Source organism: Cronobacter sp. 153480017-3, assembly GCF_053627815.1.
Genome location: NZ_JBSEYN010000002.1, coordinates 657,598 through 671,374, shown reverse-complemented (window position 1 = coordinate 671,374; position 13,777 = coordinate 657,598). Strand labels below are relative to the sequence as shown.

Here is a 13,777-nt window from a genome sequence, read left to right as displayed (position 1 = left end):
GCCTTCAAGGTTGTATCACATTTTTATATGTCATGCCTGCCAGAAATGCTCCAGGCGTGCGGCTATCCAAATGCGCGGAAATCACTCATCATAAGAGCGCCCCGCATGGGGCGGGAGCGCCTGTTCGGGCGTAACGCGAATGACAAAAGGTGAATGTGGTTTATGGTAAAACTTCGACAGCCCATGGACGTGCCGCAAATTCTGCTGTCCGTGTTGTTTCTCTCGGTCATGATCATCGCCTGCCTGTGGATTGTGCAGCCCTTTATTCTGGGCTTCGCCTGGGCAGGAACGGTGGTCATCGCCACCTGGCCGCTGTTGCTGCGGCTGCAGAAAATGCTGTGGGGCAGACGCTCACTCGCCGTCCTGGTGATGGTGCTTATCCTTATCATGCTGTTTGTGATCCCGGTGGCGCTGCTGGTTAACAGTCTTGTGGACAGCAGCGGGCCGTTTATCCACTGGCTGACGTCCGGGAAGATGACAATTCCGGATCTGGCCTGGCTTAACAGCATCCCCTATATCGGCAATAAGCTTTATCTTGGCTGGCACAATCTCGTGGAGAGCGGCGGCTCGGCCATTATGGCGAAAGTGCGGCCGTATCTTGGCACAACCACCGGCTGGTTTATCGGCCAGGCGGCGCATCTGGGCAGACTGCTGATGCACTGCGGCCTGATGCTGCTGTTCAGCGCCCTGCTCTACTGGCGCGGCGAACAGGTGGCGTATGGCATCCGGCATTTCGCCATTCGTCTTGCCTCGAAGCGCGGCGACGCGGCCGTGCTGCTGGCAGGCCAGGCGATTCGCGCTGTGGCGCTCGGTGTCGTCGTCACGGCGCTGGTGCAGGGCGTGCTGGGTGGTATCGGGCTGGCGATTTCCGGCATCCCTTATGCCACGCTGCTGACGGTCGTGATGATCTTAAGTTGCCTGGTACAGCTTGGGCCGCTGCCGGTGCTGGTCCCGGCGATTATCTGGCTCTACTGGAGCGGCGACGCCACCTGGGGCACCGTACTGCTTATCTGGAGCGCCGTCGTCGGCACGCTCGATAACATTATCCGCCCGATGCTGATTCGTATGGGTGCCGATCTGCCGATGGTGCTGATCCTCTCAGGGGTTATCGGCGGGCTGATTGCATTTGGCATGATTGGCCTGTTTATCGGCCCGGTATTGCTGGCGGTATCCTGGCGTTTGTTCTCCGTCTGGGTGCGCGAAGCGCCGCTGCCGGAGGATGATTCAGAAACGGTTATCGAAGCGCTGGAAGAGAGCGACAAAGAGAAAACCGCACAGTAAAAAACGCAGGCGGGGAAACCCGCCTTTTACTTAAGTATTGCTTATTAATTATTTCACTTCCCTACTGGTCAGACCCGTGATTTATCGTAAATCCCGTGGTTTGAGTCTTTAATAATTCATTAACGCTGAACTATTGAGACGAATCTGATCGACGCTAAAAATGGATAAGCCTACTATTAATCCACGGTTATAAATCAACGCCTTGATTTATAAACATGGAAATCCCCTGAGTGAAACAACGAATTGCTGTGTGTAGTCTTTGCCCATCTCCCACGATGGGCTTTTTTTTATTCTGTGGCTGGTCAATTATTACTCAACACAACACTCACTCAGCATACGCCAGTTATTTCCGAGCACGTGCGTTTCCCCTTCCACCGTCACGATGCCACGGCTGCGGATATCGCCACTGTTAGCGCCGACCCGGATTTCAAACTCGCCAGGCTCGACAATACGAACACCATCGCGGCTCGTGAAATTAAGCATATCGACAGGGATGCGGAACGTAACGCGCGCGCGCTCGCCAGGCGCAAGCGAGACCCGCCTGAAGGCTTTCAGCTCCTGCACCGGCCGCACCAGCGACGCCACGTTATCGCGCACATAGAGCTGCACCACCTCGCTGCCCGGCTGCGTACCGCTGTTGGTGACGGTGACTGATGCCTCAACATCGCCATTCATCGGCACGCGCGACTGCGCGATTTCCAGCTCGCCGTAGCGGAACGTTGTCCAGGTTTTGCCATAGCCGAACGGATAGCGCGAGCCGAAGTGAAACGCGTAAGGCGTGCCGCCGCTCTTGAGCTTGTGATTGTAATAGTAAGGCATCGCGCCCGCGCTTTTCGGCACCGATACGACCAGCCTCCCCTGCGGCTCGCGCTTCCCGGTCAGCAGATCCGCAATCGCGTGGCCGCCCTCCTGCCCCGGCGCCCAGGCCATCACCCACGCCGCAACGCGCGACTCCAGCCCGCCCAGGTGATAAGGCCGCCCGCCGGTCATCACAACCACCACCGGTTTGCCGGTTTCCACCAGCGCCTCCAGTAGCCGTTGCTGCACGCCCGGTAGTTGCAGGCTGTCGGTGTCAGAGCCTTCGCCCACGGTGCCGCTCTGGAAAAGCCCGGAGAGATCGCCTACAAACGCCAGCACCACATCGCTTTCAGTGGCGAGCCGCACCGCCTCCGCGATCAGCGATACGTCATCTGAGACCGGCGACTGCTGCATCGGTTTTTCGCCGCTGTCGCCGGGGAAAACCGGCGCGCCCGCCATACGTTTTTCAATGATATGGCACCCTTTCGCATAACCCGTCAGCGCGATGCCTGGCTGTTCGCGCAGCGCTGCCAGCGGCGTCGTCACCTGACTGGTCTGCTCCAGCATATCGCTGATAATGAGATGCACCGGGAAGCTGTAGCCGCTCAGCAGCGCCAGCGGATCATCCGCCGTCGGCCCGACAACTGCCACGCGCGACGTGCCTTTAAGCGGCAACACGCCGTTATTTTCAAGCAACGTCAGGGAACGCGCCGCTACCTCACGGGCGATGCGGCGCGTGTCGTCGCTTTGCAGCACGATGTCGTTCTCATCGGCGTAAGGATGCTCAAACAGCCCAAGACGGAATTTCTCCGCCAGCACGCGCGCGACAATTTCATCGACTTTTTCCATCGTCATCAGCCCGCGTTCCAGCGCCTGCGCCAGATGGCGCGCGCAGTCATCTTTCGGCAGCTCGATATCCAGACCGGCGTTGAAGGCGAGCGCCGCCGAGTGCGCCGCGTCCTGCGCCACGCCGTGATGCTGATGCAGCAGACTCACGCCGCCGTAGTCGGCAACAATAATGCCGTCGAAGCCCCACTGTTCACGCAGCACTTTGGTGAGGAGGAAATCGTCGGCGTGCGTCGGCACGTTGTCGATATCGTGGTAAGCGGGCATCACTGAACCGGCGTGTGCCAGCTTCACCGCCATCTCAAACGGCAGCAGGAAGGTATCACTCAGTTCGCAATACCCGAGATGTACCGGCGCATGGTTGCGCGCGCCCTCGCTGAAGGAGTGGCCAACATAGTGTTTGAGCGTCGCCAGCAGGTCGCGCTTTGGCCCCTGTAACCCTTTCACATAGTGCGTCGCCATCAGCCCCACCAGCCACGGATCTTCGCCGAAAGTCTCTTCCGTGCGGCCCCAGCGCACATCGCGCGAGACATCCAGCACCGGTGCCAGCCCCTGATGGCAGCCGACAGCCCGCGCCTCCTGGCCAATCGCCTGCGCGGCCTGTTCCACCAGTTCCGGGTCCCAGGTTGAGCCGTAGTTGAGCGAGGACGGAAACAGCGTCGCGTCTTTACACAACAGCCCCACCAGACACTCTTCGTGGAACATGGCCGGGATGCCAAGCCGCGTTTCTTCCACCAGCATCCGCTGTAGCCGGTTGGCGGCGCGCACGCCTTCGCGCGGTGCGACGATATGCGTGCCAAGCGGGCGCGTTATCTGCCCTGCGCCGCGTTTCAGCCGCTCCGCCAGCGCCGCCTGTTGGGTGGCCCCGGAAAACTCATCGCTCAGGTCGGTACGCTCCCGGTGATCGCCATCCGGCGACAACACCAGCCAGTAAGCGTGCATCTGGGCGAATTTCTCCTCCGGCGTCATGCGGGCGAGCAAATCGGCGACGCGTTCAGCCACCGGACGGGTTGGGTCCTTATAGATTGTCATCGGTTACTCCTGAATAGCAGGCTTGAGAGAAGGGGTGTCTTCACGCAACTGGCGTTTTTGCACCAGCTCCGCGGCGATAGCGGCCACGCGGCGGCTGCTGAGCTGATAGAAACAGAGCAGCAGCGCCATCAGTAAAAAGAGCGCGCACGGAATGAGTGTGAACAGCGCGTTAATGGTGGTCAGCACGCTGGCGCTCTGGGTCGCCTGGTTTGGCAGATAATCGACCATGCCGAGGATCCACCCCACCACGGCCCCGCCGAGCGCGAGACCCAGCTTGATGGCGAACAGCGCGGTAGAGAAGACCAGGCCGTCGAGGCGACGCCCGCTGCGGTGCTCTTCGTAATCCACCACGTCGGAAAACATGGTCCACTGCAGCGGCGTGGTCAGGTTCTGAATAAAGCTAAAGACGATATTAATGGCGAAAATTAACCAGACGGCGGTTGGGGGAATAAAGAATATCAGCGCGGCAAGAACCACGAAGCTAATAATCGTCCACTGGTAGGAACGCACGCGGTCATATTTCCCGAGCAGTCGCTCAGATAATAACGCACCGGTAAGATTCGCCACCATGCCGGAGACAATAAATACAAACACTAAATCCGGGCGCAACAGAACATATTTCACGTAATACATGGTCGCGGAGCCGCGCGTCACCACTGCGGTTAATAATAAAATATTGAACAGGAATATGATGCGCCACTGGCTGTTGGCCGCCAGCAGTTTTAAATCCTTGAGCATTGAACTACTGGCGTCATTTACGGGCAGATAGCGCTCGCGGGTCATGAAAAAACAGCAGAAAAAGAGCACCACGCCCAGTAATCCCATCAGCCCCATCGCGTAGAAATAGCCTTTCTGCGCATCGCCGCTGCCAAGCCAGTCGACCATCGGCAGTGCGATGACGGTGACGATAAGCCCGCCGATAAACGACAGCCCAAAGCGCCAGGATTGCAGGGAATGGCGCTCGCGCGGGTCCATCGTCAGCGAGCCGGGCATGGCGCAGTACGGGACGTTAATCGCCGAATAGACGAGGCTCAGCAGGCTATAAGTGACGCAGGCATAAACAATTTTGGTGGTTTCGCTCGCCTGCGGCACATAGAAGGTAATCAGACAGCAGACGCCAAATGGAATGGCGAACCAGAGCAGCCACGGGCGAAAACGGCCATAGCGGGTGCGGGTGCGATCCACCAGCGCGCCGATGCACGGATCGACAAACGCATCCACCGCCCTGACCAGTAAAAACATGGTGCCCATGATCGCGGCAGGCAGGCCGAAAACATCGGTATAGAAATAGGCGAGAAATAGTGTGGCGGTTTGCCAGACGAGCGCGCTCGCCATATCGCCTAAGCCGTATCCTATTTTATCTTTTGTCGTAAGAGCAGAGGTGAGGTTCATTATTATTGGCCTTATCAACGTTAGAAAGCGTGTTTCTCGCACGCAAACTACGGGTGCGATATCAGGCCTAAGTATTGTGAACGCGCCGCCCCCCAACAATTGCAGAAATCCACAGCCAGTTTATGATTTTTTGCTTTTTCCCGTATTTGTGATGTGGTGCAAATTACCCGTTGCAAATAAAAAACCCGCCATCAGGCGGGTTTGGAAATATATCGCAATTATTTTTTTAGCTCGGCCAGACTCAGCCAGGTTTGCACCACGGTATCCGGGTTAAGCGAGAGCGAATCGATCCCCTCTTCCATTAACCAGGCGGCGAAATCCTCATGGTCCGACGGCCCCTGACCGCAAATGCCGACATATTTGCCCTGCTTTTTCGCGGCGCGGATCGCCATCGACAACAGCGCTTTCACGGCGTCGTTACGCTCGTCGAAAAGCTCCGAGACCACGCCGGAGTCGCGGTCGAGGCCGAGCGCGAGCTGCGTCATGTCGTTAGAGCCAATCGAGAAGCCATCGAAGTGCTCAAGGAACTGCTCGGCCAGCAGGGCGTTGGACGGGATTTCGCACATCATAATGACTTTCAGCCCGTTCTCGCCGCGCTTCAGCCCCTGGCGCGCCAGTTCGTCCACCACCGCTTTCGCCTGATCCACGGTACGTACAAACGGGATCATGATCTCCACGTTGGTGAGGCCCATCTCGTTGCGCACGCGTTTCACCGCCTCACACTCCAGCGCGAAGCAGTCGCGGAAGCTGTCGGCCACATAACGCCCCGCGCCACGGAAGCCGAGCATCGGGTTCTCTTCATGCGGCTCGTAATGCTCGCCGCCCACCAGGTTGGCGTATTCGTTAGATTTAAAGTCAGACAGACGCACAATCACGCGCTTCGGCCAGAACGCCGCGCCGAGTGTCGCGATGCCTTCCGTCAGACGGCCCACGTAGAACTCCACCGGGCTGTCGAAGCCTTTCATCATCTCGCGGATCTGGTTTTGCAGCGCGGGCTCCTGCTGGTCAAACTCCAGCAGCGCGCGCGGATGCACGCCAATCATACGGTTGATGATAAATTCGAGACGCGCGAGACCCACGCCCTCATTCGGCAGGCAGGCGAAATCAAACGCGCGGTCCGGGTTGCCGACGTTCATCATCACTTTCAGCGGCAGATCCGGCATGGTATCGACGCTGGAGCTTTTGACGCTGAAATCGAGAAGATCGGCATAGACGTAGCCGGTATCCCCTTCGGCGCAGGAAACCGTCACTTTTTCGTCATCTTTAATACGCTCGGTGGCGTCGCCGCAGCCAACCACCGCCGGAATACCCAGCTCGCGGGCGATGATCGCCGCGTGACAGGTACGCCCGCCGCGGTTGGTGACAATCGCCGCCGCTTTTTTCATGATAGGTTCCCAGTCCGGGTCGGTCATGTCGGTGACCAGCACATCGCCTGGCTGAATACGGTTCATCTCGCTGATGTCGTGGATCACCTTCACGGTGCCCGCGCCGATGCGGTGGCCGATGGCGCGGCCTTCCGCTACCACTTTCCCCTGCGAATGCAGCGTGTAGCGCTCCATCACCTGACCGCGCGAGCGCACGGTTTCCGGGCGCGCCTGGACAATAAACAGCTTGCCGGTGTGGCCATCTTTAGCCCACTCGATATCCATCGGGCGGCCATAGTGTTTCTCAATCTGTACGGCCTGTTTCGCCAGCTCCTGCACCTCTTCCGGCGTGATGCAGAAACGGTCGCGTTCGGCCTGCGGCACATCTTCGATGCGCACCTGCTTGCCGTGCTCCTGGGTATCGGCATACACCATACGGATTTTTTTCGAGCCCATGGTGCGGCGCACAATCGCCGGACGCCCTTCCGCCAGCCCCGGTTTATGCACGTAGAATTCGTCAGGGTTGACCGCGCCCTGCACTACCATTTCACCAAGACCATACGCGGCGGTGATAAACACCACCTGATCGAAGCCCGATTCGGTATCAATGGAGAACATCACGCCGGAGGCGGCGAGATCGGAGCGCACCATGCGCTGCACGCCCGCCGAGAGCGCGACGCCGCGGTGATCGTATCCCTGATGCACGCGGTACGAGATGGCGCGGTCGTTAAACAGCGAGGCGAACACATGTTTCACCGCCACCATCACCGCATCGATGCCCTGTACGTTAAGGAAGGTTTCCTGCTGGCCTGCGAAGGAGGCGTCCGGCATATCTTCGGCGGTGGCGGACGAGCGCACCGCAAAGGAGGCGTCGGCGTCATCGGCGGAGAGCTGCTCATAAGCTTCGCGGATCGCCTGCTCCAGCTCCGGCTGGAAGGGGGTGTCGATAATCCACTGACGGATCTGCGCGCCCGCTTTCGCGAGCTCAGTGACGTCGTCGATATCGGTTTTATCCAGCAGTTCATAAATACGCTGGTTAACGCCACGGCTTTCGAGGAACTGATTAAACGCCACGGCAGTGGTCGCAAACCCGTTAGGCACAGAAACGCCCATGCCGGACAGGTTAGTAATCATTTCACCGAGGGAGGCGTTTTTGCCCCCAACTCTGTCTACATCATTCATGCCGAGCTGGTTATACCAAAGTATGAGCGATGACGAGCCATTGTTGGACATCGAAGCAATCCTTTTATGATATGAACGGAATTAAGAAACACCTGACAGCCGTTTTAGCCTGGCATAGAAAACGCTGCGGGAAAAACGGTGAATCGTTCAAGCAAATTGAAAATTTCATATTTTCAGATAAATTCCGGATTGGGTAACTGCTTGATTAGGCTGGATTACTCTTTTGGACTATGATTTACAGTGATATTTGAAAAATGAAACGCAGCGTTCACTTAAAATAAAAACACCGTTTCAATGTTAAAAATAAGAGAAGTGCCATGCCCCCGGTATAAGCATTATTTTATGCTTAAGATGATACTCAACCTGAATTAAGGACGGATACAATGGATAATGTTGTCGATCGCCAGGTCTTTTATATTTCTGATGGAACCGCTATCACCGCAGAAGTATTAGGCCATGCGGTGATGTCGCAATTCCCGGTCAGCATCAACAGCATTACCCTGCCGTTTGTGGAAAACGAGAGCCGCGCCAGAGCGGTGAAAGAGCAGATTGACGCCATCTACCAGCAGACCGGCGTGCGCCCGCTGGTCTTCTACTCCATCGTGCTGCCGGAGGTCCGTGAGATAATTCTGCAAAGCCAGGGATTTTGTCAGGACATCGTTCAGGCGCTGGTCGCCCCGCTTCAGGAAGAGCTTCGTCTCGATCCGTCGCCCGTCGCCCACCGCACCCACGGTCTCAACCCCGCCAACCTGAATAAATATGATGCGCGCATCGCGGCGATTGATTACACGCTCGCCCATGACGACGGTATTTCGATGCGCAATCTCGATCAGGCGCAGGTGATCCTGCTTGGCGTCTCACGCTGCGGCAAAACGCCCACCAGCCTCTATCTGGCGATGCAATTCGGCATCCGGGCCGCCAACTACCCCTTTATCGCCGACGATATGGATAACCTCAATCTTCCGGCGGCGCTGCGCCCGTTCCAGCACAAACTGTTTGGGCTGACGATTAACCCGGAGCGGCTGGCGGCCATCCGCGAAGAGCGGCGCGAGAACAGCCGCTACGCCTCGATGCGTCAGTGCCGGATGGAAGTGGCCGAAGTGGAAGCGCTTTACCGCAAACATCAGATCCGCTACATCAACAGTACTAACTATTCGGTGGAAGAGATCGCCACCAAAATCCTCGACATCATGGGGCTTAATCGCCGCATGTACTGACAAACTAGTACAAAGGTGCGAGAGTCTGTGTTAGGGTAACGTTACGTGGCCCGGTGAATCTTTTAATAGCCTTGTATTCAGGGCGGATTGGTTTATCGTGATGCCCATCACTTCCGGCGCTGATGCCGATGAAGCAACAGATTCTGAGACACCCATGATTAAAACCGATGAACTTCGTACTGCGCGCATCGACAGCCTGATTACCCCGGCGGAACTCGCAGAACGCTACCCCGTGACACCGGCGGTCGCAGGCCATGTGCTTGACGCCCGCCGCCGTATTGAAAAAATCCTTAACGGCGAAGACCCGCGCCTGCTGGTGATTATCGGCCCCTGCTCGATTCACGATCCACACGCGGCCATTGATTACGCCCACCGTCTGGCGCGAGCGCGCGAGAAATACGATTCCCGTCTGGAAATCGTCATGCGTACCTACTTTGAGAAGCCGCGCACCGTGGTGGGCTGGAAAGGCCTGATCTCCGACCCGGATCTGAACGGCAGCTACCGCGTGAATCACGGTATCGAACAGGCGCGCCGTCTGCTGCTCGAGGTGAACGCACTGGGCGTGCCGACCGCCACCGAGTTTCTCGATATGGTGGTCGGCCAGTATATTTCCGATCTCATTAGCTGGGGCGCTATCGGCGCGCGCACCACCGAGAGCCAGATCCACCGCGAAATGGCCTCGGCGCTCTCGTGCCCGGTAGGCTTTAAAAACGGCACCGACGGCAACACCCGTATCGCGGTGGATGCCATTCGCGCCGCGCGCACCAGCCATATGTTCCTCTCGCCGGATAAACATGGCCGGATGACGATTTACCAGACCAGCGGCAACCCGTACGGGCACATCATTATGCGCGGCGGTAAAACGCCGAATTATCATGCCGAAGCCATTCGCGACGCCTGTGAAGCGCTGCGGGAATTTGATTTACCGCAGCGGCTGGTGGTGGATTTCAGCCACGGCAACTGTCAGAAACAGCATCGCCGTCAGCTCGATGTCTGTGATGATATCTGCCAGCAGATCCGCGCGGGTTCAACCGGTATCGCAGGCGTGATGGTGGAAAGCTTTTTGGTTGAAGGCACCCAGAAAATCACACCCGGCACGCCGCTCACCTACGGCCAGTCGATTACCGACCCGTGCCTTGGCTGGGATGACAGCGAAACGCTGCTGGAACGGCTCGCCAGGGCGGTGGAAAGCCGTCTCTGAAAAGTGCTTTCTGCGTGCATATAAAAAGGGAAACCCAGGGTTTCCCTTTTTTACGCGCCTGCGTTAAAGCATCAGCTTGAACAGCTCACTTCCAGATGCTTACCCCAGTCCGGCGGGCGATGGGTGTAGTCATCGTCGCGGTCGGCGAAAGGGTTACGCAGCGCCTCCAGCAGTCGTGACAGCTCGCTGGCGTCGTCACGCTCCGCAGCTTCGATGGCGCGCTGGGCCAGCCAGTTGCGCAGCACCAGCGCCGGGTTAACGGATTTCATCAGCCGCTGACGCGCATCATCCTCCACGCCCTCTTCTTCCAGCCGCGCGCGGTAACGGGCAAACCAGGCGTCAAAGGTGGCGCGGTCGATAAACTCATCTCGCAGTGGCGAGGCAGACGAGCGCTGTTCCGTCTCGCTCAGCATTCGGAACGTGCGCGTGTAGTCGCTCCCTTCGCGCGCCATCAGAGTGAGCAGCTCGCGCAGATAGTCGTTGTCGCCCTCTTTTTCGACGGTAAAGCCGAGCTTCGCGCGCATCTGGCGGCCCCACTCGCGCAGCAGCGCGGGCTGATAATCGTCCAGCAGCGCATTGAGCCGCTCCGCCGGAATAATCGGCGAAAGCGCCTGCGCCAGACGTTGCAGGTTCCACAGGCCAACGCCCGGCTGGTTGTCAAAGGCGTAACGCCCCTGGTAATCCGTATGGTTGCAGATAAAGCCCGGCTGGTAGTCGTCGAGAAAACCGTAAGGGCCGTAATCCATCGTCAGCCCGAGGATCGACATGTTGTCGGTGTTCATTACACCGTGTGCGAAACCGACGCACTGCCAGCTCGCCATCAGTTGTGCGGTGCGCGTCACCACCTCGCCAAACCAGAGCGCGAAACGATCTTCCTCCTGCGCCAGATGCGCAAAGTGGTGTTCAATCACATACTGCGCCAGTTCACGGACGCGCTCCGGTTCACGACGGTAGTAAAAATGCTCGAAATGGCCGAAGCGCACATGGCTTTCGGCGATACGCATCAGCATCGCGCCGCGCTCGGTGGTTTCACGACGCACCGGCGTATCGCTGGTGACGATACTGAGCGCGCGGGTGGTGGGAATACCAAGCCCGTGCATCGCTTCTGAGGCGAGAAATTCGCGCACCGTCGAGCGCAGCACCGCGCGGCCATCGCCCATCCGTGAATAGGGTGTGAGGCCCGCGCCTTTCAGATGCCAGTCCAGTTTGCGGCCATCGCTGAGCTGCTGTTCGCCGAGCAAAATGCCGCGACCATCGCCGAGCTGGCCTGCCCAGACGCCGAACTGATGACCGCTGTAAACCTGTGCCAGCGGCGCCATGCCCGGCAGCAGCGTTTCGCCGCCCCAGACACCTGCCGGCCCCTGATAGTCAAACAGCGTTTCCGGGAGTTCCAGCGCCTGCGCCAGCGGTGCGTTATGACAGAGCAGACGGCTGTTGTTGAGTGGCGTGGGCGTTAATTCTGTATAAAAACCTGGCAGTTCATCGCGCCAGGTGGCGGTAAAACGGGGATGTTGGCTCATGGCTCCTCCTGCACTAAGTGTAGTGCGTTATGGAGGCATTAAACACGGTAGAGGTTTAAGGTTATTGCGCCATAGCGAGTGTCAGAACGAGGGTTTCACCATCCATTGCGGGCCACAGTGTGCCCTGAGCGCCACTAAAACCGAGACGGCGCGCTTCTTCTAATGTTTCATCGTTATCGACACCAGGCAGGATTAGCGTCTGGCAACTGGGGCCGACCTGATTGGCGATCGCATACATAAACGGCTCAAACATCCCGCCCGCGCGGCGTTTCTGCACGAACGTTTTATCGAGTGCGACCCGGCGGAACAGACCGTCGAAGATCGCGCGCCCCGTGGCAGCACCAGCACCAAAGTTGCTCAGCATTAATGGAAAATAACGCGAAAGTGAAAACATCGTTTTATTTTCTTTACCCTTATTAAGTTCAGGAAAATTCTCATTAATACCTAACTCAAGAAACGGTAATTGCGCGAGGCGCGCCCGTAATGTCGGGCTGGATAAAATGGCGCTGGCTATCTTCTGATCAATGTTTACAACGGCGAACAGCGAATTTTTTATAAATGCTTCACGCCACTTTTCAAGCAAACTTATTTTTTCGTAAAAAAGCATTAATCTTTCTTCAGAATTAATTCGTGGGATAATGAATTCCGTCGGAAAGCGAATCTGCGCATTCAGGCTGGTAAAATGGGCAATAACTTCCATGCCCAGCAGCCCCCCGGAAGTATGGGCGATCGGGGCGAACAGCAGATGAGACTGATACCGTGTATCGAGCGAAACAATCATATTGTCTGCCCTGCGCGTTATTAATGGGAGCCCGCTATACTGTATTAAGTCGCTACCACGTGCAACCAGGTTGATTCTGTTAGACTATTTATCCTGCCGTTTCGGCATCAATTTCAGATTACTCCTTACAGAATGAGCTTATCCTGGTATTTCATTTTTCACCAGAGCCAGTCAGATCCTTTACAGAATCACGCTCCATCATTTTTGGCGTGAATATTTGCTGCTCAGTTTCTTCTTCCAGTAATTTTTTCGCGCCGTAACGTGCCATTTCCGTAATTGGGAAGTGGACGCTGGTCAGACGTGGACGAACAAAATCGGCGCGCTCGCCGCTGTCATAACAGATACAGGAAATATCCTGCGGGATCCTTAAGCCTTTTTCATTAATCGCAAGCATGGCCCCCACGGCCATCTCTTCGTTACAGCAGTAAACCGCCGTTGGCTGGTCACGCTCAAGCAGCGCCTGCATGTTCAGATAGCCGCCCTGGAGCGAGTAATCCGCCTCCAGACAGGCTACCGGCGTCAGGCCTGCCGTTTCCATGACATCAAGAAAGCCCTGCAGACGCAAACGGCTGGAGGCGCGTGAAAGTGGGCCGTGGAGACAGGCAATGGCCGTGTGGCCACGCGTGAGAAAATAGCGGGTGGCAAGCGCGCTGGCCCCCCGATGATCAAACGTGACGCAGCGGGATTCCAGCCCCGGCACGTCGCGATCGAGGATGACAAAGCGTCGCCCCGCCGCCGCCATCGCGCGCAGCGCGTCGTCTTCCAGCATACGCACATGCAGCAACAGGCCGTCGCAGCGCAGGTTATAGAGCTGGCTGATGGCGTCACGTTCGTTTTGCGCGCTGTCACGCCCCTGCGTCACCAGCAGCTGTTTGCCGTGGCGCTGCGCCTCGCTCTGTACGGTATCCATCAGCGCGCCGAAAAAGCCGCCGCGGTAAGAGGTGGTGACGAGCCCAATGGTATGGCTCTGGCTGGAAGCGAGCGCGCGCGCCGCCGGATTAGGCGAATACCCGAGCGCCTGAATCGCCGCTTCGACGCGCGCTCGGGTTTGTGATTTGACGTTGGTGTCGCCGTTGACCACGCGTGACACCGTGGCACGTGACACGCCCGCATGGGCAGCGACATCTTCCAGAGTAACCATCAGGCGATCCCTTTCATCTGTG

9 protein-coding genes and 1 other RNA gene are annotated in these 13,777 nt (G+C 57.6%); 4 read left to right on the top strand and 6 right to left on the bottom strand.

Translation table 11 applies throughout. The annotated features are described in order from the left end of the window. The first annotated feature begins 162 nt into the window (after positions 1–162). Both ydiK and rprA read left to right on the top strand, forming a co-directional pair. Entirely contained in the window at positions 163–1,281 is a 1,119-nt protein-coding gene (ydiK, locus tag ACUW6V_RS07615; protein WP_032975707.1) for an AI-2E family transporter YdiK, read from the top strand. A gap of 183 nt (positions 1,282–1,464) precedes the next feature. Further along, an RNA gene (rprA, locus tag ACUW6V_RS07610) (antisense sRNA RprA) lies at positions 1,465–1,572 on the top strand. 18 nt (positions 1,573–1,590) lie between these two features. On the opposite strand, the gene ACUW6V_RS07605 is transcribed toward rprA, so the two are convergent. The 3 genes from ACUW6V_RS07605 to ppsA form a co-directional block, all read right to left on the bottom strand. Continuing rightward, positions 1,591–3,957, bottom strand: coding sequence for a glycoside hydrolase family 3 N-terminal domain-containing protein (locus tag ACUW6V_RS07605; RefSeq protein ID WP_454038191.1), 2,367 nt, complete (start codon positions 3,955–3,957; stop codon positions 1,591–1,593). A gap of 3 nt (positions 3,958–3,960) precedes the next feature. Continuing rightward, positions 3,961–5,349, bottom strand: a complete 1,389-nt coding sequence (locus ACUW6V_RS07600) for an MFS transporter (RefSeq protein ID WP_004387808.1) — start codon at positions 5,347–5,349, stop codon at positions 3,961–3,963. Between the two features lie 218 nt (positions 5,350–5,567). Then, positions 5,568–7,946 carry a phosphoenolpyruvate synthase gene (ppsA, locus tag ACUW6V_RS07595; protein ID WP_454038190.1) on the bottom strand — a complete coding sequence of 793 codons (2,379 nt, stop codon included), beginning with the start codon at positions 7,944–7,946 and terminating at the stop codon, positions 5,568–5,570. A gap of 332 nt (positions 7,947–8,278) precedes the next feature. Between ppsA and ppsR the strand changes: the two genes are divergently transcribed. Both ppsR and ACUW6V_RS07585 read left to right on the top strand, forming a co-directional pair. Continuing rightward, on the top strand, positions 8,279–9,112 hold the full coding sequence (gene ppsR, locus ACUW6V_RS07590; protein ID WP_004387810.1) for a posphoenolpyruvate synthetase regulatory kinase/phosphorylase PpsR: 834 nt from the start codon (positions 8,279–8,281) through the stop codon (positions 9,110–9,112). Between the two features lie 154 nt (positions 9,113–9,266). Then, complete coding sequence (locus ACUW6V_RS07585; protein WP_004387811.1) at positions 9,267–10,313, top strand: 3-deoxy-7-phosphoheptulonate synthase; 1,047 nt, start codon at positions 9,267–9,269, stop codon at positions 10,311–10,313. Between the two features lie 71 nt (positions 10,314–10,384). On the opposite strand, the gene selO is transcribed toward ACUW6V_RS07585, so the two are convergent. From selO to ACUW6V_RS07570, 3 genes are all read right to left on the bottom strand, one after another. After that, positions 10,385–11,833, bottom strand: coding sequence for a protein adenylyltransferase SelO (gene selO, locus ACUW6V_RS07580; RefSeq protein ID WP_097583982.1), 1,449 nt, complete (start codon positions 11,831–11,833; stop codon positions 10,385–10,387). 61 nt (positions 11,834–11,894) lie between these two features. Beyond that, positions 11,895–12,614 (bottom strand): EAL domain-containing protein, encoded by a 720-nt coding sequence (locus ACUW6V_RS07575; protein ID WP_007849483.1) that lies wholly within the window; start codon positions 12,612–12,614, stop codon positions 11,895–11,897. A 151-nt stretch (positions 12,615–12,765) separates the two neighbouring features. Then, a complete protein-coding gene (locus ACUW6V_RS07570) occupies positions 12,766–13,758 on the bottom strand; it encodes a LacI family DNA-binding transcriptional regulator (protein ID WP_454038219.1) in 993 nt (330 codons plus the stop codon). Between the last annotated feature and the right edge of the window lie 19 nt (positions 13,759–13,777).